The sequence below is a fragment of the Nitrosomonas cryotolerans ATCC 49181 genome (genome assembly GCF_900143275.1).
GTDB classification, from domain to species: domain Bacteria; phylum Pseudomonadota; class Gammaproteobacteria; order Burkholderiales; family Nitrosomonadaceae; genus Nitrosomonas; species Nitrosomonas cryotolerans.
In genome coordinates this window covers 1,143,633-1,169,284 of sequence record NZ_FSRO01000001.1, presented here as the reverse complement: position 1 = coordinate 1,169,284, position 25,652 = coordinate 1,143,633, and the positions used below count along the sequence as shown (strand labels likewise).

Below are 25,652 nucleotides of genomic sequence, written 5' to 3'. Positions count from 1 at the left end.
GTCTATCAACTGATCAAAAAGTGGAGATTCTTATCGAAATTTCAAGTATCTTTGGTTTTTGAAACAGATACGAGTGCCGGACGAATGATTCGATCATGTAATCTGTAGCCCTTTTGCATCACTTGTACTACTGTATTTGGGACAAGCTCAGAATCTACTGTACACATAGCCTGGTGTTGATGGGGATCGAACTTTTCTCCCACGGGATTAATCACCTTGATACTGAATTTATCAAAAACAGTTATCAATTGCTTATGCGTTAATTCCATACCATCTTTAAAATTCTCTACGCTTGCATTTTCAACCGTCAGTGCAGCCTCTAAGCTATCCACTACGGCCAACAGTTCGCTAGAAAAATTCTCTACCGCGTACTTATGTGCATTAGCAACATCTACCTGGGCCCGCTTACGCATATTTTCCGCATCAGCCTTAGCACGTAACCACGCATCGTGATGTTCGGCAGCCTTTAGTTCCGCTTCTTTTAGTAATTGATCCAGACTGGGCTGACTAGCTGCTTCTGATTCAATTGGTTTATCCTTAGTATTTTCTGCCGTATCGGCATGAATATCTAGATCTATTTCAGGATGTTCGGATTTTGAATTTTCTGAATTTTGCATCATACCTCCTAATTTCTGTCCGGTGAAGATTGGGATAATTTTCTGGATTTCAAGCACCAGAAAATAAAATTATTCCGAGCTTATAAATTGATTAGGGTCACTGCAATCAAGAAAAATGATCTAAGAATCATGCCTTGAGATTCTATTTGAACAATATACTTTATATGGCAATTTTCCGAGCGAGCGCGCTGGCTTTACCCGTATAGTTCTGTGGTGTCATTGCCAGCAAAGCGCTTTTTTCAACATCCGGGATTTCCAGATTCATTATGAATGTATGCAAGGTCTCTCGGGTAATACCTGCTTTACCGCGCGTTAATGCTTTCAACTGCTCATAAGGATTTGCAATACCATAACGACGCATAACCGTTTGTATGGGTTCGGCCAGAACCTCCCAGGCGTTATCCAGGTCCTTTATTAATTGCGTCGAATCAACATCCAGTTTATTCAGGCCCTTAACACAAGAGTCGTAGGCCAACAGGGTATGGCCCAGTGCTACCCCCATATTCCGCAAAGCAGTCGAATCAGTTAAATCGCGCTGCCAACGCGACACAGGTAATTTTTCACTTAAATGTCGCAACAACGCATTAGCAATACCGAGATTACCTTCTGAATTCTCAAAATCAATTGGGTTAACTTTGTGCGGCATAGTTGATGAGCCCACCTCGTTTTCCCTGGTTCTTTGTCTAAAATAACCCAGTGAAATATATCCCCATAAATCACGATTTAAATCCAGTAAGATTGTATTAATACGCGCATAAGCATCAAATAATTCAGAAATAGCATCATGTGGTTCAATTTGAGTCGTATAAGGATTAAACTCCAAACCCAGTTGCTCAACGAAATGTTGTGCCAGCATTTCCCAATCTAAATTGGGATAGGCCGCTAAATGCGCATTATAATTACCCACAGCGCCATTTATCTTGCCTAATATGGCTATGGTCGCCAGCTTCTTGTATCCGCGCTGCAGGCGAAATACCACATTAGCCATTTCCTTACCCACTGTAGTGGGTGTGGCTGGCTGACCATGGGTTCTGGCAAGCATGGGCATATCAGCCAGCTGATGTGCCAATTCACCGAGACCGGTTATAATTTTTTCCAGTGCGGGCAACATGATCTGGTCACGACTGTATTTCAGCATCAATCCATATGAAAGGTTATTGATATCTTCCGATGTGCAAGCAAAATGGATAAATTCCGTAACTCTGACAATCTCGTCGTTTTCTGCCAGTGCTTCCTTCAACCAGTACTCAATTGCTTTCACATCATGATTAGTACGCGCTTCAATGGCTTTAATTGCTTCCCCATCTGCCAAGGAAAAATTCGCTACCAGATCATCCAGTTGCCTGGTAGCATTGGCAGAAAAAGAAGGGACCTCTTGAATGCCCACCTCGCGACTCAATGCTTTTAGCCATTCAATCTCTACTTTGACACGATGGTGAATCAATGCATATTCACTAAAATACGGACGCAACGAAGCCACCTTGCTTTGATAACGACCATCCAAGGGAGAAAGTGCAGTAATCGGAGAAAAATTCATGCTGTTTCCAATGCTTGAAAAGTTGCGCATTCTAGCATATATGTACTTGAATTCATGGGCGGCATCCCAGACGGGCTACTAAAACAGTATAATCTATAATTTATATTACGGTATATTATGAAAATTATCGGATCCCTTACCAGTCCATATGTGCGCAAAGTACGGATTATCCTTGCGGAAAAGCAAATTCATTATGAATTTAGTGTCGATAACCCATGGGACAGCAGTACTCGGGTATCCAGTCATAATCCGTTAGGCAAAATACCTGTATTGATTATGGATAATGAAGATATTCTATATGATTCGCGCGTCATTGCTGAGTATCTTGACAGTATCGAGAGCCCTCAGTCAGCGATACATCTGATTCCCCGGTCCAGCTACGATCGTACCATGGTGAAACGCTGGGAAGCATTAGCAGATGGAATATGTGATGCTGCCGCTACTATTTTTCTAGAACGCAAGCGACCTACCTCTCAACAGAGCCACGAATGGATAGCTCGTCAACAACAGAAAATTGAAATGGGTATAAAAGCCGCGGCAGTTGAGCTAGGGGACAGGGAATGGTGTCATGGTCATACTTTTACATTGGCTGACATTGCACTGGGCTGCGCAATGGATTATCTGACACTACGCTTTCCAGAAATTCAGTGGCGTGCCACTTACGCTAACCTTACCGGTCTTGCAGGAAGACTCACGCAACGGACCTCATTTATCGACACGGCACCTAAAGGATAATTATCCCTGTTTATTTTTCCATGATCCCATGATAAATACTCCCTAACAATAACTGATCTCATAGCTTGAAGATCGTGTCGATCAATAACCATCGGTCGCCTTATTTCGTATCCAGATAACAGAGCGGCTATCTAACCCATCAAATAAAAAAATAAACACAACCTATTGATTTAAAATATATATTTCTATTCGTGGATCAATCCGGATTCGCAAAAGATGCCAGGTAAAAACCACATAATGGGCGCATTACTTTTTACTATACGATGATCCCACCACCCAGACATACCTTGCTCTCATACACCACTACCGACTGACCGGGCGTTACAGCCCACTGCGATTGAGCAAACTCAATTTGACAAGCAGCTTGATTGACACGAACAATCGCGCAAGGTGCATCAGATTGACGATAACGCGTTTTAGCTGTGTACACCCAATCGCAGTGCGGCGCTTTACCGTTAATCCACGTCAAATCGGCAGCAGTCAACGTAGAACGCAGCAACTCAGCATGATCATGCCCCTGTACAACAATCAGAATATTATCCGTCATATTTTTCCCTGCAACAAACCAGGGCTTATCACTGCTATTTTGGACACCACCAATTCCTAACCCCTGCCGCTGTCCAATAGTGTAATACATCAAACCTATATGTTCACCAACTGTCTTTCCCTCGAATGTCCTTATTTCCCCTGGCTCGTGGGGTAAATAACGTTTAAGAAACTCTCTGAATGGCCTTTCCCCGATAAAGCAAATCCCCGTGCTATCTTTTTTAGAAAAATTAGGTAACTTCTGTTCTTGTGCAATTCTACGCACATTTCGTTTATAGAGATTTCCCACGGGAAACAACGTTCTGGCTAACTGAGACTGATTCAACCGGTAGAGAAAATAGCTTTGATCTTTCGTACCATCTTCTCCCTTTAGCAATTGATATGAGTCATTTATTTTCCGTACCTGCGCATAATGACCGGTTGCAATATAATCCGCACCCAGATTAATTGCATGATCCAGAAATGCCTTGAACTTGATTTCGGCATTACACAACACATCCGGATTCGGTGTCCGTCCCGCCTGATATTCAGCAAGAAAAAGGGAAAATACGCGTTCCTTATATTCTGTAGAGAAATTTGCCACTTCCAGCGGAATTCCGATGATATCAGCTACCGACGCTGCATCAATAAAATCCTGGCGCGAAGAACAATACGTGTCTGTATCCTCCTCCTCCCAGTTTTTCATAAACAGGCCAATCACATCATAACCTTGTTGTTTCAGCAACCAGGCCGCTACAGATGAATCAACACCACCCGACAGGCCCACTATTACACGTTGTTTTTTCATTGCATCAATTGTAATACGTAAGCATTTCTAACGGATAGTGTTTTCCCGCGAGATGATCTCGAACACATTGCATGACCAGTGGACTACGGTGACGATCAATCGACTCATTCATCTCGGCCACGCTAAGCCAGGTTGTACGTATGATTCCTGAATCCAGTATACGCTCAGAGTCATGGTTCGTCGCATCCCCACCTAACGCAAAACGGAGATAAGTTGTATCATTACAGGAGGAATGCCATTGATAAATACCCAATAGATATTGCGGAACAAAGGTATAGGCAGTCTCTTCCAAGGTTTCTCGAACGGTACCCTCGATAATAGATTCACCAGGATCCAGATGTCCTGCAGGCTGGTTCAGCATTATTTTAGAAACGCCTTGTATTGTTTCCTCCACCAGCAAATATCTTCCATTTTGTTCAATAACCGCAGCAACGGTAACGTTTAGCTTCCAAATCATTGTGTCCCATAAATATCAAAAATTAATATGTATCTTCATATCGTATTGAACATACCGTGCTATTTTGGCAAACTTGGATAGCAAGCTTGCCGTTACCTCCGAACAATCTTCGATCTTCTTTATATCAGTTCAAGAGATTAAATCAATGCCATTTTTTATATTTAAGTTCCTTTCCGCACAGAAAAATCAGGTCTTATAACTGGCCGGATTCAATTTTAAGTCCACAAAAGTAGTCCAGAATTACCCGTTCTTAATTTAAATTAAACTCAGAATACTGCTTTTACCGAAAGAAATGAAGGCTAATTCTGTTTAATTTAAGATTGATGAAATCTGATAATCATATATCATATAATTCCAATACATTTAGAAAGGCCGTATGCAGACGTCCTCATTTTATCTTTTTTTATTACTCAGCAGTCTGATCCTCGCGCTTCCAGCCACACTTGCGTCAGCCCAAGAAGAACCCACTCTAGCACTTACCATTGAAGACTTACAACGACTGGGATTGCAGGCCAATGGACTCGTACGTGCCGCGCAATCTCAGGTTGACATTGCTAAAGCGAATGTTGTCGGCGCTGCCGCTTTCCCCAATCCGGAAGTAACCGTAATGGCGGGTCCTGACCGACCACGGTTACCTATATCAGAAACGGGACCGGCTTCAAATCAGCGCGAAATAACGGTCAGTCAACCCATTGAGAATCCTTTCCTGCGAGCAGCGCGCATTGATTCCGCCCAGGCAGGTGTCGGAGCAAGTCAGGCCAGTCTTCATCAAGTACGCGCAGATCTGGCGGCACAGTTACGGGTCAGTGCCTATGAACTCTTATTGCGGCAAGAACTTGCGCTCATGGAAACCAGCATCCACGATCTGATGCAGGAAATATCTCGTCGCATTAAAGTCAGTGTTGATATAGGAGAAGCGGCGCGTTTTGAGTTAATTCGAGCCGACACAGAGGTACTCAGTGCGGCCAGCCGTAAAGAGGCCGCACTCCTGAATGCGGAACGGGCGCGGATTGCACTCGTACGACTCACCGCCGGTACGTTGCAGCCTAACTTCAAAATTAATGCCTCACTAAATGACCCCGTCGCATTTCCGCCATTAGCGGTATTACGTCAGGAAGTTCCAGCTGTTAATCCAGATATTGTCCGTTTAGAGGCCGAGCAGGATCGCGCACAGTTACGTATTGACGAAGAACGAGCCACCGTACTGCCTTCTGTGAGTATTTTATACAGAAATTTTCAAGATGCCCAGTTCGCCTCCAATACAGCCGGTATTAATGTAAAGATTCCGCTTTTTTACCGTCGCCAAGGCGAGATTGATGGCGCTATCTTTGATTCCGCAAGAATACGCGAAACACTGGAATACCGTCGCTTTGAGATTGGACAGCAACTCGAATCCGCCTGGCAGGCTAAACAGATCGCCCAGCGCAGAGTCGAAATGTTTGAGGGAGGTATCGTCACAGAGGCTGAATTGGCGCTGAGAATTGCCCAAACTGCTTATCGTCTTGGTGAGCGCGGTTTTATTGAAGTGCTCGACACTCAACGTGTATTACGCGGCGTACTCGCGGAACTATTGCAGGCACGTTTTGAATTGCAATCCGCTGCCACAGAAATTGATCGATTACGCGCCCATTATCCCAAGGAGCAAGCTCACGAATGAAAACTACTGCCCTAATCAAGGGTGCGGCCTTACTCACCGCTCTATTTCTCACTGGATGTGATAGTGAAAAACCTGTGGATTCCTCTGAGGATGAAATAATTCAGTCGGAATCGACTGAAAATGAATATAGTGTAACCCTTAGCCCAAATATGGCTCAACGCATCAAAATAGGGAAGCCTAAATTAGTCAAAATTGTAGATACCTTAAAGGTTCCCAGCCATATCGAAGTTAATCAGCATGAACTGGCTCGTATTGGTGCTAGCGTTACAGGACGCATCGTTGATGTGCCTGCCATGGTGGGTGACGATGTTAAGGTCGGAACAACATTGGCACATATTTCCAGCCCGGAATTAACTCAGGCGCAACTCGCCTATTTACGTGCCTATTCACAAGCTACCTTAGCGCAGCGAGCAGCCGAACGTGCACATCAGCTGCTCGCGGCCGATGTGATTGGGCGCGCTGAACTGCAGCGACGCGAATCAGAACTGCAAGTGTTTCGCGCTGAGCTAAGCGCAGCAACAGATCATCTACGGATGCTGGGTGTTGGAAAAAAAGGAGTCAATGAGCTCGCAAAACGCGGACAGATTCTACCCTCTGTTAGCATCACTGCATCCAGAGATGGTACAGTTATTGAGCGTAATGTCGCTGTTGGTCAAGTAGTCAAACCTGCCGATCAACTATTCCTGATCGCAGACTTAGCTACTGTCTGGGTAATCGGTGGCGTACCGGAACAGGATGTCAGTAAAGTGTCTGAAGGACAGCAAGTCGAAATTCAGATACCCGCACTAAATAATACAAAGATCACGGGTCAGATTATCTTTGTTGCCGATACGGTTAGCCCGGAGCAGCGTATCGTCACTGTGCGCACGCAGGTAAGTAATTCAGAACGCAAACTTAAGCCGGCCATGTTGGCCATTATGCATATCACTGATGCCCCGAAAATACATTTAGTTGTTCCAACTGGAGCAGTCGTACGCGAAAATAATCGGGATCATGTATTCGTTGCGCAAGATAACAACCAATTTATTCTGACACCTGTCCAGCTAGGAGATACTATTAATGGTGTACGACCAATACTAAAAGGACTCGATAAGGATCAATCCATCATCATAGATGGCGCTTTTCATATAAACAATCAACGCAAACGCGCTGGACTGGATTAAGCTCATGCTCGCATCAATTGTACGCACCACAATTCATCATCGCCTTATCACACTCGTACTCGCGCTTATTCTAATCAGCTTTGGTTTACGGGCAACACAGCAATTATCCATTGACGCCTTTCCCGATGTAACTAATGTGCAGGTACAGATTGCTACCGAGGCTCTGGGGCGCACACCCGAAGAGATTGAACGCTTGGTAACCATCCCCCTTGAAATATCAATGACTGGCTTGCTGGGCTTACAAGAGATGCGTTCATTGAATAAAAGTGGATTATCGATCATCACTCTGGTATTTACAGATGATACGGATGTATTTTTTGCACGCCAATTGGTGATGGAAAGGCTGCTGAATGCAGCGACTAAAATGCCGCCTGGTATTGTGCCAGTCCTTGGACCCGTATCAACCGGTCTGGGCGAAGTATATCAATACACCCTTGATCACCCGGATGATGGCGAACGGGCGCTCACTGTTGAAGAGTTGACTCATCGACGGGTTATTCAGGACTGGGTGGTCAGGCCACTTTTACGCTCCATACCAGGTGTAGCAGAAATCAATTCCCAGGGAGGCTATGTCAAACAATACCAGGTCTGGGCAAATCCAGACCGGCTACGTCATTACAATTTAACATTACAACAGGTTGAAAGAGCGATCGCAAACAATAATGCCAATTCCAGTGGCGGCATATTACCATTAGAAAATGAGCAGTACCTGGTTCGTGGTGTCGGCTTGATCCAGACATTACAAGATATCGGCAACATTGTCCTTGATGAACAAGGGGGTGTTCCTGTATTTGTACGTGACATTGCTGAGGTCAAGATCGGCACAGAAGTACGCTATGGCGCGGTCATGAAAGGGGGCTACACGGAATCCGCCTCTGGTATCGTATTAATGGTACGAGGGGGCAATGCTAAGGAAATTGTGGGTAACGTAAAAGCCAAGGTGGCTGAGATCAATGAGCGCAATATGCTACCGGACGGACTGCAGATTGTACCTTATTATGATCGCACTGAACTGGTAGATTCTGCCTTGTGGACGGTCAGTAAGGTCTTGATTGAAGGCATTATACTTGTTGTCATTATTTTATTCATATTCCTGGGCGATGTTCGTTCTAGCCTGATTGTGGTAGCAACGCTCGTTATTACACCACTGGCTACATTCATGGTCATGAATCACCAGAATATTTCTGCCAATCTGATGTCGCTGGGAGGCATGGCCATTGCCATTGGTCTAATGGTTGATTCTACTGTCGTTGTCGTTGAAAATGTTTACCATCGTCTGAGTAATGCCAGCGACGAATCACGCATACGCACAATAATCGATGCCGTTATCGAGGTCGGCGTACCGGTGATCTTTGGTATTTGTATTATTATCTTAGTATTTCTGCCATTAATGACCCTGCAAGGCATGGAAGGCAAGCTATTCAGTCCACTTGCTTTCACTATAGCGATCGCTTTGGCAATATCGTTAATTATCTCGTTAACACTATCACCCGTACTGTGTTCCTATATTCTCAAAGGCGGTGCTGATCACGATACCAAGATTATTACCATACTTAAATCAGCTTATCTACGTTTACTGGATAAAGCCCTTTCAAAAGAAAAAACAACCATCTCCGTTGCCATCGTACTATTGTTATCATCATTTGCCTTGTTCCCATTTCTCGGCACATCCTTCATTCCCACACTGATGGAAGGCTCTTTAACACCCCAGATCAATCGTGTCGCATCCATTTCCTTAAATGAGACGATTGAAATGGAATTCGAAGCACACAAAATGATCATGAGCGTACCGGGTGTTGAGCGTATTGTTTCTAAAATCGGACGGGGTGAATCACCCGCTGACCCAGCCGGACAAAATGAATCTGATCCAATCGTCACGCTGGACACAAGCGCCGGACGCACTCAAATGGACATTGATGAGGATATTCGTAAAAAACTCTCCGTGCTGCCAGGTGTACAAATCGTGCTATCGCAACCAATCGCGGAAAGAGTCGACGAAATGCTGACCGGAGTACGTTCAGAGATCGCAATTAAAATTTTTGGTGATGAGTTATCGGTATTGCGTGAATTATCAGAAGATATTTCCCGTATCTTAAAATCCGTACCCGGTTCGCAGGACATTCGTATTGAGCGGCTTTCTGGTCAACAATCATTAACGATTGATATTGATCGGGATGCAATTGCACGTCATGGAATCAACGTTGCTGACGTCAATGAACTCATCACAACCGCTATTGGTGGCAAGGATGTAACTAATTTATATGAAGGCGAACGGCGCTTTGCAATTGCACTGCGTTTCCCCGAAAGATTCCGGGACAATATCGAAGATATTAAGAATCTTTTATTACGTGCACCGGATGGTGCCATGATTCCATTACGTGCTGTCTCACGGATCAATATTATCGATGGTCCGGCTCAGATTTCACGGGAAGGCGCTAAACGACGGGTCGTTGTTGGTTCCAATGTAGATGGGCGCGATCTCGGCGGCTTTGTCGCAGAAATACAAGAACGCCTCGCGGAGGAAATTCAGCTGCCACCTGGTTATTATTTTGAATGGGGCGGACAATTCGAAAACATGGAGCGGGCGATGGCAACACTATCGATTATCGTACCGGTTACAATTGCCCTTATTTTCTTCTTATTATTCATATTATTTGATTCGGTCAAACTGGCGGGATTAACTATCCTGGTACTGCCTTTTGCTTCCATTGGTGGCGTTTTCGCTTTATTTATCACTGGCGAGTATCTCTCTGTTCCCGCATCAGTAGGATTTATTGCATTGTGGGGAATTGCGGTACTCAATGGTGTAGTGCTGTTAACTTATATTCGGAAGTTACGCAATGACGGAGTCAGCCTTTCTGAGGCCGTAGTCAAAGGCTGCCAACAGCGCTTCCGTCCGGTACTGATGACAGCTACCGTGGCAATGCTGGGTCTAGTACCCTTCTTATTTGCTACCGGTCCGGGCTCCGAAGTACAACAACCACTGGCTATTGTCGTGATTGGCGGATTAATTACCTCCACCTTATTAACATTAGTAGTCTTGCCGACATTATATCGTTGGTTCGATGAGCAACCTGATGAGCACACACCCGATCAATCCAAACAAACGACAGCACATCTGCAGATTCAATCGCCAGTTACAGCGGAAGCAGGAACTCCCTCTTCATATGAGAAACTTTGATGGCTGGATAAACGCATCATTTACATACTGCGCAAGCTTATTGTTACCCACCCAGTCAATCAACCCAGGCTGCTCGGGCTTTACTACGCTGATGCCATACCAGAACTCACTATCATCTAGCATAAACCCATTGCAACAGCAAATCCAATGCAGGCCGGGCTTGACTTGCATTGGGGTGATTCACAAAGAAAACAACGATTACACGACGTTTAAATTTATCCAGCATATAACCAGCGAGCGCCTGTACCCCATTTAATGCGCCTGTTTTCATGTGAGCCATGCCGCTTACAGGCGTTCCGATTAAACGATTCTTCATGGTGCCATCAATCGCTACGATTGGTAATGACGCAATAAATTCTGGCATCACAGGACTCTGAAAAGCTGCGAGTAAAAGTTTTCCCATATGATGCGCACTAATTCGTTCCTTACGTGATAGTCCTGATCCATTCTCGATAACGAGTTCTGGAAAATCCAGACCGCTGGAAGAAAACCACTGCCGAATGGCCCTACCGGACCGGGCGAGTGTCACAGGTGAACCATCATTCGCTTTCGCGGGCACTGTACCTAGCGTCAAGTACAATTGTCGCGCAGCAATATTATTGCTAAATTTATTAATCCCGCGAATAATTTCAGCTAATGGTGGGGACCGGTAAGTTTTTAATCGTAAAATATTGTTAGGTGTTTTACCGATAAGCACATTACCTTGAAATAATCCGCCTTGCTGCATCCATAACTGCTTAAACAAGTCCCTGGTATAGGATGCACTATCATGCAAGCCCAATAGGTAGGTTTTCTTGCCACAGTCGACCGCATAACTACCACTTAGTCTGATCGATATCCGCTTGTCCTCGCCTTCATCAACATGGATATCCGCATTCAACAAGCTGAGCCAATCACCACACTGTCCGTAAGTCAGCTTCAGGTTGTTATTTAGCTGCAATGATTCCGGCAAGGGATCCACAACAATCCCAACAGTATTATTATCCGGCTGTGGCGTGAAATATAGTGCAGACGTCCGATAATTTACCAGTAATGCTTCCGGGAGTAGATTATAAGTACGATAGGGCTGTCCATCAAAAGCACCGGGGTCTTCTTTTGGTAAATCGTAATGCGTATAGTCAAGTATCAGATCCCCCCTAATTTCACGTAAACCTGTTTGACGCAAGCGATAAACTAACGACCAGAAATTTTCTAAATCCAGTTTAGGATCACCATAACCCTTAATCACCAGATTACCCTGCAATACGCCATCTTTTAATTCACCGTCTGCATACAGTTCAGTTTGCCAAGTATAGGCAGGTCCAAGCAACTCTAATCCGGCAAAGGTCGTGACCAGCTTCATTACCGATGCTGGGTTCATCGCTGTATCCGCATTAACAGCTATAAGAGGCTGATTTACGCCAACCTCACTCACATAAATACCTACCGCAGACTCCGGGATGCCTGCTTGCTTCAGCTTCTGTTGAACGGGAGCCGGTAACCCATGAGAAAATATAGGGGTTGATACAACAATAAGTATCAGAAATGAAGTAACAGTTGATTTGAGCTGAAACATCTCTAATATGAGTAATAATCAATACTCATTATTTTTCATGACATAAATCAAATCCATCATCCCAGCCCATTCGATATTGCCCGTCAGTAACATAACGATTCTCATCTTTACGTCCATAGCGTGTTTTCTTGGCAGTCTCACATCCGTCAATATAACCCTCCTTAGTAGCCGGGGGATAACCAGAAAGATTATAAGTCGGCCGGACACTAGGAGGTAAAGGTCCTGATGGATACTCTACCTTATCTGGAGGATATGGTGCAGATTCAAATATTGCACAGCCTGAAAATGTCGATAGCACAAATATCGTTATGGTGAACCACATGAGGCGCATTCCGCTCTCCTAAACTAAATATAATTCTGCTTTGAGGCAATGAGCCTGTTTGATTAGAAAATTTCTTTGTAGCATAGATCCAGAGAGCATATGCAACACAAAAAATTAAAGAATAAATCAAATACCTTGGAATATACTCGGGCTCTAGCACAACGCTGATTTTAATAGCTTGCCCATTTCAGCGGGATTATGCGTCACTTTGATGCCACACGCTTCCATGACAGCCAGTTTTTCCTGCGCAGTTCCATGACTACCCGAAATAATCGCGCCGGCATGCCCCATGCGCTTACCCGGAGGAGCTGTCACGCCCGCAATAAAGCCCACTACTGGTTTTTGCATATTATCTTTAATCCAATAGGCGCAATCCTCCTCATCAGTGCCTCCAATTTCCCCCACCATTAGAACCGCATCCGTTTCATCATCTTCATTAAATAATTTCATGATATCCAAATGCTTTAATCCATTGATAGGATCCCCCCCAATACCAATACAAGTCGATTGTCCCAGTCCTTGCTCCATTAATTGGGCGACTGCCTCATAAGTCAATGTGCCGGAACGTGATACCACACCAACGCGGCCTTTCTTGTGGATATAGCCAGGCATAATACCAATCTTGAGTTCATCCGGTGTAATAATGCCCGGACAATTCGGGCCAACTAGACGCGTTTTCTTTCCCTCCATTTTATAACGTGTATTTAACATATCACGGACAGGAATGCCCTCGGTAATACATATCACCAAATCTAATTCTGCATCCACTGCTTCATCAATGGCCGCGGATGCGGAAGCAGGTGGCACATAAATCACGGAAACGGTTGCGCCAGTTGCCTGCTTCGCTTCTTTAACCGTGCCATAGATCGGGATTCCCTCAAAACTTTCGCCAGGTTTCTTCGGATTAACACCGGCAACAAAACAATCCCTGCCGCTTGCGTACTCACGGCACAGACGCGTATGAAATTGGCCTGTTTTACCAGTAATCCCCTGGGTCATAACTCGACTGTTCTTATTGATCAGAATTGACATAATAGTGACTGCTCCTTCAACTTAATGGAATTAACAGGTAAAATCCGCAGAGCTAATTTCTCTGAGCTATTATATATAAGCAGCGCGACCAGTATCGGCCGTTGCCGCCACAGCTTGCTTAGCAGCGTCTGCCATATTTTCTACTGATATAATCGACAAACCAGATTCAGCCAGGATTTTTTTTCCTAGCGCTACATTGGTACCCTCAAGGCGCACTACCAGCGGGACCGATAATCTTACCTGTCGCGCAGCCACAACAACGCCCTCAGCAATCACGTCACATTTCATAATACCACCAAATATATTCACCAAGATAACCCGCAATTTTGGATTACGCAGCATCAATTTAAATGCTTCCGTTACTTTTTCTACAGTAGCTCCCCCACCTACATCAAGGAAATTAGCAGGACTACCTCCGTATAGCTTGATGATATCCATGGTGGCCATCGCTAAGCCTGCGCCATTGACCAGACATCCTATGCTCCCATCCAATGGGATATAAGATAAATGATGCTGAGATGCTTCGACTTCAAGCGGGTCTTCCTCATCCAAATCACGCAATGCTGCAATATCAGGATGGCGAAATAATGCATTGTCATCAAAATTCATTTTTGCATCAAGTGCAACTATATGGTTATCAATGGTCAGTGCCAGCGGATTAACTTCAATCAATGAAGCGTCAGTATCATTGAAGGCACGATATAAGTTTCGTAATAGGGTCCTTGTAGCCACCAGACAAGATTCCGTGATTCCAATCTTGCGGGATATCGCATCAGCATCCTGCTCGGTAAGGCCTATTATTGGATCAATCAATACCTTATGAATTTTTTCCGGTGCATTAGCAGCAACCTGCTCGATTTCCATACCACCTTCCGAACTGGCCATTAAACAAACCCGTTGATGACTCCGATCCACTATCATCCCGATATAGAATTCTCTATTTATATCAACGCCCTGCTCAATAAAGATCCGATGCACAGTTTGCCCCTTCGGACCAGTCTGATGCGTAACAAGCGTCATATTCAGGATTTCTCCTGCAAACTGACGAACCTCGTCAAGAGATCTGGCTATTTTTATCCCCCCTCCCTTGCCGCGCCCACCCGCGTAAATTTGCGCCTTCACCACCCATAAATCCCCCCCCAGGCTTCTAGCAGCTGTTACAGCTTCTTCAACATTGAAACAGGCAATACCCTGTGGTGTCGCAACACCGAATCTGCGCAAAATTTCTTTTGCCTGATATTCATGTATTTTCATACTTTCACCTTCCTCCAGTATTGCCTGATTAAAATTACAAATTATGTAGCAAAATTATTTCAGAATATGAATTTTATGTCAGACTGGTTAATTAAAGACAGCTTAAATCACAACAATCCATAGAAAACAGATCCGCTTCCTATTTTGACAATGATTCAAGGTAAGCTTCGACAGCAGCCATCTCTGTATCAAAACGAGGTAACAGTTCTGAAAGTGCCATCCCGTCATTTTTCTTACCAGCCTGTTCCATTTCTGCACACAATTCACCCAGCGCTGTCGCACCAACAGCACGGGCTGATGACTTCAGCTTATGTGCTACCGAACTCAAAGTTCCAAATTCCTCTGCTTGAAAAGCCGCATGCAATTCTTTCGCTATATCTTCTGCACTAATACGAAAATTCTGCAGCAATTCCCTAATTGTTGCTGGGTCATCCCCTACAAGCTCTTCGAGAATATGTATGTCTACCGTTGCCGCTACTGACTTTGCTACCTTGGTGGTAGACACTGCAGCATCAGGCGTCACAGCAGAATTTAAATCTTCTAGGTTTGAATCAGATTTACTGCGCGACAAATATTTTTCTAACATGGATTGCAAATCTGTAAGCTGTACCGGCTTGCTCAAATAATCATCCATACCAAAGCTGAGACAGTGTTCCTTTTCATCTTTCAACGCGTTAGCAGTCAATGCAATAATTGGAATATGCTGGTGCTCTTTCTCATCGGCACGGATCGCCTTCGTCAATTGAAAACCATCCATTTCAGGCATATGCAGGTCCGTAAATAATAAGGCATAACCACCGTTTTGCCACCGCTTTAGCGCATCACGCCCATCATCTGCAATATCCGCCGCATAACCAAGCAAAGTCAGCTGCTGGCGTATCACTTTCTGATTGATCTCATTGTCCTCAGCAACCAATATAAGTTTCCCTTGTTCCAAAGCTTCCTCACGTGAAGGCGGAACCGGCGCTGATTTAGCTGCACCAACTAATGCTTCATTTGTCTCGCTTTCCTGTACTCTGCCAGCAGCCATCGCCATCGCCCGTAGTAAAGACTCACGATACATGACGTCCCCATCCAGCGTGACAACATCAATGCCTTCAATACGCGCTTGACGACGGCGACCACGTTTAATAATAATAAAATGTGGATCGACATTCGATTCTCGCGCACTGGACTTACCCTTAGCTGTATGTTGCTTTGAACTGTCTCGGTTAACAAAAGCTGCGCACAATTCCTCAATCGGTGGTGTTTCATATCCCGCATCAATGACAACTAACCACAAACCAGAATCCAGCTTCTTAATTTCATTACAGGCTGTGGTCAGATCAGATAGTCGTTTAACTCTCGCACCCGCATTTTTCAAGTAAATAGACAAATCATCACTCAAACCTTCAGTATCACCATATACCAAACAGGACAACCCGGTTAGATCAAAGATTTGACCGTCAGCCACTGAACTTTCCGGCAACAGCTTAAATGGAAATTCTATGGTAAAAGTAGCCCCTTGTTCAGGCTGGCTCTGTACTGCAATTTCCGCATCCATCAGTTTCACCAGACGATGAGAAATAGCCAATCCTAAGCCAGTACCACCAAAGCGACGCGTGGTTGAAGTATCCCCCTGTGTAAAAGAGCTAAAGAGTTTTTCTCGCATCTCTTTGTCCATACCAATACCATTATCAGTTATCTGAAACGTAACCACAATCTGATCTGAATCAGATTCGGTTAGCAGTACCCTGACTGATACCTTGCCTGCTTTTTCTTGTTTACTGGAAAACTTGATGGCATTATTAACAATATTAACTAACACTTGACGCAAGCGTAAAGGGTCTCCCAATACCTTTGCTGGTATAGTGGGATCAATAAACAAGGTAAGCTCCACGCCTTTGCTTAACGCCAGGTGTGCTAACATACCGCAGGCTTTTTCCACAACGGCGGGTAATGGAAAGAGAATGTTTTCTATTTCCAGCTTACCCGCTTCAATCTTAGAAAAATCAAGAATATCCTCAATGATGTCCAGTAAAGCATAAGCGGATTCACGAATCAGATTAGCCATCTCCATTTGATAACCGCTGAGACTGCTTTGTCTCAACACATCGACCATACCGATAACACCATTCATGGGGGTACGGATCTCATGGCTCATGGCCGCAAGGAACGCGGATTTAGCCTTATTCGCCTGTTCAGCTTCAATTCTGGCTTGCTTCAGATCTTTCATCATCAGCACATGTTCCCGAATATCCCGCATCACACCGGTAAAATGTCGTTCTTCCCCTACGAAATACTCACTCACCGCAAGATATAATGCAATCCGCTCGCCATTCTTGTGAATTCCCTCTACCTCACGCCCACGACCAATACCATGTGAACCCGGGATATAAGGACGACCTACATATTCCTGTCCATATCCAGCCTGACAATATCTTTTCATGTAACTGTCATGTTTACTGCGGTCAGGTTCCGGCATTAACAGCGAAACATTTTTTCCTACTATTTCGTCATGGGTATAGCCGAATAATTTCTCCATGACTGGATTAGCTAGAAGAATGACCCCTTTTTCATCCGTAGTAACCACACAATCAACCATATGCTCAACAACCGAGCGCATTTCTTCTTCCTTAATCGCCAGAAATTCGTTGGCACATTCTAATTCATAGGTGCGCGCAACAACCCTATTCTCGAGTTCCTGGTTAAGTTGACGAAGATTCTGTTCAGCTGCCCGGCGTTCCTGATTGCTTGCATTCAAACGGACTGTCATATCATTAAACGTATGAGCCAGTTGTCCCATTTCATTCCAGCCTTCGACAAGAGCACGTTGATGCAAATTACCTGCAGCAACATCCAACGCACTTTGATTTAATTTTTTTATCGGTATAACGACTCGACGATTGAATAAAATGGCGCCAAAAATGACAGCCAGTAATGTGAGGCCCATAATCAATAAACCAAATATACGCACACGATAAATAGGTGCGAATGCTTCGTCCACATCCATTTGTACTACCATGCCCCAGTTCATGCGCGATAAGTGACGCCAGGCTGCAACAACTTCTTTACCACGATAATCAATCGTAAGTGCACCACCAGAACCACCATATAAAGCGTTATGAATGGCTGTAGAAAGAGGAGGACTATTCAATGGAATTTGACGCTTCAATGCCGCATCAGGGTCATATTTTAAAGGAGCCATTACCAGTGCGGTTTGCTCGTCCTGGATACGCGCCACAACCGTTTCGCCACTCATTCCAAGACCCACATTATTAGATAACACCTCAAATACGCGCTCACTATAAATTTGCAGCGCCAGCACGCCTTCGACCACATCCTGAATCACAATCGGAAATGCAATAAATGCAGCGATTGCGCCATGTGATGGCCCATAATATTCAAAATCTGAGATACTACCTTCTCTTTTATCTAATGCACGACGAGCCACTCTGGCTAGCCCCGTATCACGATAAGGACCGGTTAATAGATTAGTAGCAAAATCAGATTCATGACTTTGTGAATATACGATTGTACCTTGCGGAGAAATCAAAAACAGATCGTAATAGTCCGCCTCTTCAGTAAAGCGTCTGAAATGCTCACGATAGCGTGCATCAAGTTGGCGATAAGCATCTGACTCGGCCCCATCCTGAATAAAAGCTGCGGCGAGTTCACGCATTGCACTCCGTGTCGCGCTGGTATTATGTAGCAAGCTTGCATCAAGGAGTCGTTCAAGCAGATAAGTATCAATCTGTTCGACCTTTTTATCAGCAACGGCAGAAACCTTCTGAATAGCTGTTTTTTGAATTTCGGTTACAAAAATATGTAGCCCGATATTACCAATCAGCAATATTGGCAACAGTGAAACCAATGTGAACCAAACCGCAAAACGCTGGGTAAGAGAGTTAAATCCCACTGAATTCTCCTCGTGACGTTGACGAAAATTAATCCTAATTTCTGTATGTCATCGGATATTCTTACATTGCCTTTTTTGATTACCAGACCTGACGGTTACCTACTATTACCATATCATTTGTACAGCCTGCACGATCGACTATCCATTTTATCTGACATGGTGAAGCTCCCGTTTCAATCCAGTCGCAGGATGCACAGTCATTATTTTTCCATATATCTTGTTAGTACATTCAAACCCTCCAATCATCAATGCAGGGCTAACAAACCAATCAGACCAAACAACATTACCGCTGGTATCGAAAGGCTATCCCTAGTTCTTAACCATTCTGGCCAATATTCTCTAGCCGTATCATTATGCACTTGATCCTGTAACCGCTCGGCAAAAATAAATAGGAATGCTTACCTCGCATACTACAGAATTAAAACTATTCATGAGATCAATTAATTAATTGGGCACCGACCACCTGCTCCCAGCTATAACAGAATAAAAAATGAATGATAAGAAATCACCATGCTATTAATGATTATATCTAGCCTATTCCATTTCAATCATCATGCAAGATCGTCATTCAGGCTATTTCGGGCTACCTCTTCACTCTTATCGATAATTTGATGCACATTTTTCTCCCAATTTTTTCCATCAAATGGAGTCGTGTTAATTGATTTCGGACGCATATCCAAACAACGAACATTTACATCAATACCATCAGGATTAGAACGAGGCACATAAAAAGGTTTGATACCACAAATCCTACAAAAGGTATGTTTAGCAATGTTCGTATTAAATGTATATGTTTCTAATTTATCTGCACCTGAATTTAATTTGAATTTACTCAGTGGCAAGATAAGGTGAAGAAATCCTGATTTAACACAAATAGAGCAATTGCAGTCTTTCACTTCCAGATGCTCAGGGGCTTCAACTTCAAAAGTAATCGCACCACAATGGCAACTTCCTTTATAGATCACATTATTCTCCTAAAACAAGCCTGTTGCATTCATCATAAAACTCCATTTTTCTAATAGTTTAAACGTTTCGAATTGAACCAAGCCAGGATGTATGGAGATCGCATATTCTATGAGGCTCTTGCAAAAACCCTCGCTATAAGTTTTCAGCTATTGATTATAAAAAGTTAATTTTTCAACCATTGGGGTTTTGCAAAGGCCCCTCTATGATTACCGTTATTCAGTAACAAAGACTAAGATCCTCGCCGAGAACTATCTGGCAGTCATCAGCGTCACATTATTTATCCTGTCTAATAATCATGATGACTGAAACAATTTATTCTCTGATACGACCTGATCATGTCAAAATCATGTACGGTTTAACTCGAGCAGAGCAAATGCCTGGGCAACGCGCTATCGTATTGTTGCATGGGCTAGCCAGCAATATGACGCGATGGACCGAGTTTCTCATCAACACACAACTTAAATCACAGTGGGACATCATCCGTATTGACCTGCGGGGGCATGGTGATTCAAAAACCTGTGGTCGAATTGGATTAGAGCTATGGAGCGATGATCTGGTTGCATTACTCGATACCCAAAACTATGCACAAGCAGTACTGATCGGTCATAGTCTTGGCGCACAGGTTGCATTGCATTTTGGTAGTACGCATGCATCACGAGTACAGGCCTTGGCCTTAATTGATCCAGTGTTTTATCAAGCATTACAAAACAAATGGCAATGGCTGGCACGTTACCATCCTCTATTCACATGGATTGCACAATTCGTTCGTGCGATTAATGCTATTGGATTACGGCGTACTCATATTCCATTGCTAGACCTGTATACACTTGATAAAATCACACGCCAGTCTCTTCTCGAACCCGCACTGGAGCGTAAATTTATTCGACGCTATCGCTCCATCTGGGCAGATCTACACACATTTCACACCGCCCACTACCTACAGGAATTAGCCGAGATGTTTAGACCCGTGCCACTCGCGTCAACAATTCAGTCCCCAGTACTGGTGCTGCTGTCAACGGGTACAGTCTTTACGGACATCGCGCAAACACAAGTAGTTGCTCAAGGATTCCCGCACAATCAGATAGTAACCGTAAATTGCCATCACTGGCCATTGACCGAAAAACCAAATGAAGTACGACAAGCAATTGAAACATGGTGTAAAGGGCTGTTACCGGACAATTACAATGTTATGTGAAAAAACAAAGAGAGACCTTTGAAAAGGTCCTTGCTAGAAGTTTTCAACTATTGATTATAAAGGGTTAACTTTTCAACTATTGGGGTTTTGAAAAAGCCTCAAGGAATAGAAGCAGATCGCCACCATGCCTTTTAACCGGTTATTAAAGGGCGGATTCAACTTACTTTTTCTTCTCTACAACAGGCTCGCAACCTCTCTGGGGATGCCCGCTGATCCATGGAGGCAAATTCAATAAATGCAGCACCTGCAATCAATTCAATGGTATCGAAATTAACTAAATTACCTGATAAAGAAGTCGTTTCTGAACAGCAGAAACAAATAACAAAAGACCGCTGCATAACTGTATTTTTGAACTTTTCTGATTACTTGCAGCATTGATAAATCAAGCACTTAAAAACCTTGTCCAGCCCGAGATAACCAGTTATGCAGCGGTCTTAACAATGTTAAGAAGAACATGAGAGATGAATGCATCGTATTTACTGCTCGAAAAGAAAAATGCTGGGGAGACGCGTTCAAGTCGGTAAAATATGTCAAGTGAAAAGCACTCAATCAATTACACAGCATACTGAACCATGGACAATGAAGTATTAAGAGGAAACACACTTATTCAGATACTGATCACTCTCCCGGTTACTATGGTAGCCGCCTGGATTATCCTTATGAATTGATCAAGAAAGATTTATATAGAGTGATTAGAAAAAATTGGGATTAAATTAACCAGTCCATAAATTATAGCTAACTGCATAAAGACTGTTATTAATCAACTGATTGTGACAAACAATGCTCGATCAGGGATTCCTGATGAACCATTTGACCAAACGATATATCTTTAAGTTGACCTCGCCGATCGAATAAAATTGATGAAGGTGTCCCTTGCAAAGAAAACCGCTCGAAAGTCTCAGCTTTCATGGTTTTTTGCTCTAGATAATTTTTAATTTGATTCAGCATGGCTTGCCTTTTTTCTTCGGGAAGTGTCTGAAATTCCGGAAGTAATTTGCATGCATAACGCAGCACTCTCTCGTCTGTTACAGGCTCCGTATCCCGCACGACTCGATCCATCCCGACTGCGAATGGCAATTGCCAACCCAGCTTATCATGAACCAGCATATCGCGTTGGCGCAGTGCTTTGAAAGTCTGCCCAATCACTTCACCGGTTTCGACCAATCGCTGTAAATTTTCTAGCGTATTTTTATCATAATCTTCAAACGCTGTCGCCAACCCAATAGTAATCAAACCTTGTTTCTGATATTTTTCATGCAATTGAATTGCTTTCGGCAACGCATAGAGAAAACAACCCGGACAATTAACCTGAAAAACCTCCACCAGCACAACTGAACCAATCAAATTGCTCATTGTAACGGGTCCATCCTTCACCCACGAACCCACACTAATATCAGAAAGTAACTGATTATTCATTAATATATGATCCCATTAATCCTGGCTGCGTATAAAAATAACTGCTCACCCATCTTTTGTATCCATTATATATCGCTTGAAAACTGGATATCCAATATTTAAATTACTAGAAATAGATTGTGCACATCTCAGGTCAATCATAATCTCCCCTGTGTGCTCGACTCTCCTGTTCTTTTGTAAAGCTATTTCTTTCAATTGATTTTATAAGCTAATGGTCAAGTCTAAAATGAAATAAGCAATGTGACAAGTTCAAAGAAATGAGTATTCTCGCTGAAATATTAAAAATACTGATCTCTTTTGCTTCTTTGCTATTTTGCTCTTCTATGCTTGTAAATAAAACCGGAGACTTTTGCAAAACTCCAATAGTTGAAAGCTTCTAGCGAGGGCCTTTGCAAAAATCTCAACTAATACGGCGTATTTTTTCGATATTCTGATTAATCAGTGCGCCTTTGCTCCATTCAGATGCTCTCCCTATCCGCTTTAATCGCACATTTGCCTATCTCAATCTTATCCTGCACACTGGATTGACTGCTCCCCTCCGTAAACGAAGGGGATTCCCAATTCAACGAATCCAACCCGGACGCACCTAAATGCAAACAGGACTTATAGATTCTCCAAGGGCTGACACCGCCAGTCCAGCGGCCAAAACATTACGCGCTGCGTTGATGTCTCGATCATGGATTGATTCGCATTCCGGACAAGTCCATTCACGCACATTCAAAGGCATCTTGTTTACGGTATGCCCACATCCCGAGCAGCGTTTGCTGCTTGGATACCATCGGTCAATACCTACAAGCTCTCGCCCGTACCACAGCGACTTGTATTCTAATTGCCGCACAAATTCACCCCATCCTGCATCGGAAATTGATTTTGCGAGGCAACGATTTTTCTTCATATTGCTAACAGCTAAAGACTCTACAGCTATCACTTGGTTTTCGTTCACTAGCCGTGTTGAGAGTTTATGTAGAAAGTCTTTACGAGCATCAGCAATTCCTGCATGTAGTCGCGCTACTTTCAGTCTGGCTTTTTGTCTATTGGCCGACCCTTTGCGCTTTTTAGATAGCTTGCGTTGCAGCTTAGCAAGCCTGGTTTCATTCTTTCGTAGCGTGTTAGGAGACGCAATCTTCTCGCCCGTAGAAAGAATAGCGAAGTGCGTTAATCCTAAGTCAATGCCGATTTTGCCGCTAACCCTTGGCTTTCGCGCAACAGAGTCGTCGCAAAGCATAGAAACATGGTATCGACCCGCTGAGTCTTTAGAGACTGTTGCAATCGCTAGTTTTGTTGCCTTAGGAAGGGTGCGCGACCATCTGATATTCAGTGGATCTTTCATCTTCGCCAGTTTCAGAGACTTACCGTCCCACTTGAAGGCGCTGGACGTGTATTCAGCCGATTGCTTCTCATGCTTGCTTTTGAATGACGGGTATTTGGCTCGTTTGGCAAAGAAATTACCAAATGCCGTTTGCAGGTGGCGGAGAGATTGCTGCACAGGAACACTGGAAACTTTGTTCAGCCATTCAAATTCAGGCTCTTTTTTTAACTCGGTCAACAAAGAGGAGGTAGCATGATACCCGATTCTTTTTTTCTCGGTATACCAAGCATCAGAACGAACGCGCAACATCCGATTATAGACAAACCGAGCACACCCGAATGTTTGAGCCAGAATAGTTTCTTGCTCAAAAGTTGGGTAAAACCTGAATTTGTATGCGCGCTTAATTTCCATTAACACACTGTAACAGAAATAGGTGAAAAAACAGGCTTTAGTATCAGCGAAGCTGACTCCCTATCCATCCCCGGCCTTAAGACCGGGGTTTTCCGGAAGTTGGGATGATAAATATTTGTGCCTTGTACTTCCTTTTTTTGCCTGTCTCTCTCTGCTAAACTCCACCCTCTGATGAATGCTGTAGTAACGTAATACCTCATAATTAAGGAACTCTGTATGTTTGATAAACCGAACCAACTTATTTTTTATATCAATGTATTCCTTGGCACTTTGGGAATTTTGACTATTCTGTTAAGCGACTATATTGTTATTGGATTATTCCTCTCTATCAGTGCACTATTATTGATACGTGATCAGTATCATCAGAACAAATCTGCATTCACAATTTCACACTTAGAAAAGATACTCACTATCTACGACACCAAGGGAAGACAGGCAACGCAAACACAAAAACAAACAATCACCACTAATCATGCTACTAATTCAGAATTATGGTTCAAGAATATTCATTCTGCCGGAACAATCAGTAATTTCAAAATTAATGGTCATCCACCAGTAGAACAAAGAGATGAAAATGGCGTTACTCATATATCGATGAAATTATCGCCCGAGCTGAAAACTGCTGAGACGTTCGATATCACCTTATCATACGACTGTAAAAACGCCTTTACAAAAACGCAGGAAACACTCTCCCATATCATTGATATCGACACTAAATTATTGCGCTTTGTCGTAGAGTTGCCAGAAGGGCGTCCGATTGCCTCAGCCAGAATATTTTGCCGGCACGGTGATGAAGATGAGATACTCGCATCGCCTACTATTACAGAACAGAAGAAAATTGAAGCAGATATAAAAAACCCAATCTTAGGCGCTGAATACTGTTTACAGTGGGACTGGCCTGAAGCAGATATGCTAAAAAAACTAAGCCAGTTTTTTGGCTGTACTGCGAATAAACGTTAATTAACCCAATATCCGTTTTTTTTATTGCCCGGAATACAAACATCCTTCCGGGCTTAATGAATACACCGCAATTTATTTTCCCGGTGCTCCCTTGCGGGATTCGATTGAGGTCGGCTTAACCCGCAGCACACCCACGTCAACTGATGCAACTGATACACGCTCACCTGCTGCTATTGACTCTACCCCTGCCGTCATATCAATCTCAACACGCCAATCAATTCCGGAATACCGAATTTTATCAGGCGCATGCACTTGAATTTCGTTTTCCAATACCAATTCCAAGCCAATTAAATCACTACTCTGATCTGAGCCAGACACACTATGGACCTGTAAGCGTTTCAGGGTTCTCCATAATAAGGCAGTAATAATTCCAGCACTAATTCCAACGCTGGCGATACCAGCCAGCCAAGTTTCAGGTAATAGGCCCGTTAACATCATGAACCCTGTCGCCAGAGCACCTAAACCGGAAAACAATAAGACACCCGTCGACATGCCGAGCAATAGCACTTCGGTAATCAGCATTATAAATCCGACAGCAATCCAAAATTCACCCTGATGCTGGTTGATATATTCAATCACCATAATCCATACGTCTTGATAAATATACTAACTGAGACTTTTGCAAAAGACTTTGCCAAAAGCTTCCTACTATTG

Annotated in this window: 19 protein-coding genes; 6 read left to right on the top strand and 13 right to left on the bottom strand. The window is 43.6% G+C overall.

Annotated features, from left to right (window positions below; all coding sequences use genetic code 11):
• Positions 1-41: 41 nt before the first annotated feature.
• Together grpE and purB are read right to left on the bottom strand one after the other, a co-directional pair.
• Positions 42-620: a nucleotide exchange factor GrpE gene (gene grpE, locus BUQ89_RS05170; protein ID WP_425434854.1), complete on the bottom strand. Its 579-nt coding sequence runs from the start codon at positions 618-620 to the stop codon at positions 42-44.
• Between the two features lie 157 nt (positions 621-777).
• On the bottom strand, positions 778-2,154 hold the full coding sequence (purB, locus tag BUQ89_RS05165; RefSeq protein ID WP_028461468.1) for an adenylosuccinate lyase: 1,377 nt from the start codon (positions 2,152-2,154) through the stop codon (positions 778-780).
• A gap of 117 nt (positions 2,155-2,271) precedes the next feature.
• On the opposite strand from purB, the gene BUQ89_RS05160 reads away from it, so the two are divergent.
• Positions 2,272-2,889, top strand: coding sequence for a glutathione S-transferase (locus BUQ89_RS05160; RefSeq protein ID WP_028461469.1), 618 nt, complete (start codon positions 2,272-2,274; stop codon positions 2,887-2,889).
• A gap of 256 nt (positions 2,890-3,145) precedes the next feature.
• Here BUQ89_RS05160 and mnmA read toward each other — a convergent pair whose 3' ends face one another.
• On the bottom strand, positions 3,146-4,222 hold the full coding sequence (gene mnmA, locus BUQ89_RS05155) for a tRNA 2-thiouridine(34) synthase MnmA (protein ID WP_028461470.1): 1,077 nt from the start codon (positions 4,220-4,222) through the stop codon (positions 3,146-3,148).
• A gap of 4 nt (positions 4,223-4,226) precedes the next feature.
• Complete coding sequence (locus BUQ89_RS05150; protein WP_028461471.1) at positions 4,227-4,679, bottom strand: NUDIX hydrolase; 453 nt, start codon at positions 4,677-4,679, stop codon at positions 4,227-4,229.
• A 376-nt stretch (positions 4,680-5,055) separates the two neighbouring features.
• On the opposite strand from BUQ89_RS05150, the gene BUQ89_RS05145 reads away from it, so the two are divergent.
• From BUQ89_RS05145 to BUQ89_RS05135, 3 genes are read left to right on the top strand one after another with little or no spacing between them, the layout of a single operon-like run.
• Entirely contained in the window at positions 5,056-6,336 is a 1,281-nt protein-coding gene (locus BUQ89_RS05145) for a TolC family protein (protein ID WP_028461472.1), read from the top strand.
• Positions 6,333-7,499: an efflux RND transporter periplasmic adaptor subunit gene (locus BUQ89_RS05140; protein ID WP_028461473.1), complete on the top strand. Its 1,167-nt coding sequence runs from the start codon at positions 6,333-6,335 to the stop codon at positions 7,497-7,499. The genes BUQ89_RS05145 and BUQ89_RS05140 overlap by 4 nt, the downstream gene beginning before the upstream one ends.
• Positions 7,500-7,503: 4 nt before the next feature.
• Entirely contained in the window at positions 7,504-10,680 is a 3,177-nt protein-coding gene (locus tag BUQ89_RS05135) for an efflux RND transporter permease subunit (protein ID WP_051537585.1), read from the top strand.
• A gap of 112 nt (positions 10,681-10,792) precedes the next feature.
• On the opposite strand, the gene dacB is transcribed toward BUQ89_RS05135, so the two are convergent.
• The 6 genes from dacB to BUQ89_RS05105 all read right to left on the bottom strand — a co-directional run bounded on the left by dacB (position 10,793) and on the right by BUQ89_RS05105 (position 19,706).
• Entirely contained in the window at positions 10,793-12,235 is a 1,443-nt protein-coding gene (dacB, locus tag BUQ89_RS05130) for a D-alanyl-D-alanine carboxypeptidase/D-alanyl-D-alanine endopeptidase (RefSeq protein WP_028461474.1), read from the bottom strand.
• A gap of 28 nt (positions 12,236-12,263) precedes the next feature.
• Entirely contained in the window at positions 12,264-12,566 is a 303-nt protein-coding gene (locus tag BUQ89_RS05125) for a hypothetical protein (protein ID WP_028461475.1), read from the bottom strand.
• 144 nt (positions 12,567-12,710) lie between these two features.
• Positions 12,711-13,589: a succinate--CoA ligase subunit alpha gene (gene sucD / locus BUQ89_RS05120; RefSeq protein ID WP_028461476.1), complete on the bottom strand. Its 879-nt coding sequence runs from the start codon at positions 13,587-13,589 to the stop codon at positions 12,711-12,713.
• A gap of 69 nt (positions 13,590-13,658) precedes the next feature.
• The gene (gene sucC, locus BUQ89_RS05115) at positions 13,659-14,843 is read right to left on the bottom strand and encodes an ADP-forming succinate--CoA ligase subunit beta (RefSeq protein WP_028461477.1); all 1,185 of its coding nucleotides are present in this window, start codon (positions 14,841-14,843) and stop codon (positions 13,659-13,661) included.
• Positions 14,844-14,982: 139 nt separating this feature from the next.
• Positions 14,983-18,741: an ATP-binding protein gene (locus tag BUQ89_RS05110; RefSeq protein ID WP_028461478.1), complete on the bottom strand. Its 3,759-nt coding sequence runs from the start codon at positions 18,739-18,741 to the stop codon at positions 14,983-14,985.
• A gap of 551 nt (positions 18,742-19,292) precedes the next feature.
• Positions 19,293-19,706 carry a GFA family protein gene (locus BUQ89_RS05105; RefSeq protein ID WP_028461479.1) on the bottom strand — a complete coding sequence of 138 codons (414 nt, stop codon included), beginning with the start codon at positions 19,704-19,706 and terminating at the stop codon, positions 19,293-19,295.
• A 374-nt stretch (positions 19,707-20,080) separates the two neighbouring features.
• Here BUQ89_RS05105 and BUQ89_RS05100 point away from each other — a divergent pair, with 374 nt between their 5' ends.
• Positions 20,081-20,902, top strand: a complete 822-nt coding sequence (locus tag BUQ89_RS05100) for an alpha/beta fold hydrolase (RefSeq protein ID WP_177183585.1) — start codon at positions 20,081-20,083, stop codon at positions 20,900-20,902.
• Positions 20,903-21,658: 756 nt separating this feature from the next.
• On the opposite strand, the gene BUQ89_RS05095 is transcribed toward BUQ89_RS05100, so the two are convergent.
• Positions 21,659-22,318 (bottom strand): thioredoxin domain-containing protein, encoded by a 660-nt coding sequence (locus tag BUQ89_RS05095; RefSeq protein WP_028461480.1) that lies wholly within the window; start codon positions 22,316-22,318, stop codon positions 21,659-21,661.
• Between the two features lie 586 nt (positions 22,319-22,904).
• Entirely contained in the window at positions 22,905-24,038 is a 1,134-nt protein-coding gene (tnpB, locus tag BUQ89_RS05090; RefSeq protein ID WP_074202516.1) for an IS200/IS605 family element RNA-guided endonuclease TnpB, read from the bottom strand.
• A 216-nt stretch (positions 24,039-24,254) separates the two neighbouring features.
• Here tnpB and BUQ89_RS05085 point away from each other — a divergent pair, with 216 nt between their 5' ends.
• Positions 24,255-24,998, top strand: coding sequence for a hypothetical protein (locus BUQ89_RS05085; protein ID WP_028462416.1), 744 nt, complete (start codon positions 24,255-24,257; stop codon positions 24,996-24,998).
• Positions 24,999-25,070: 72 nt separating this feature from the next.
• Here the strand turns inward: BUQ89_RS05085 and BUQ89_RS05080 are convergent, their stop codons facing one another.
• Positions 25,071-25,580 (bottom strand): NfeD family protein, encoded by a 510-nt coding sequence (locus tag BUQ89_RS05080; protein ID WP_051537743.1) that lies wholly within the window; start codon positions 25,578-25,580, stop codon positions 25,071-25,073.
• Between the last annotated feature and the right edge of the window lie 72 nt (positions 25,581-25,652).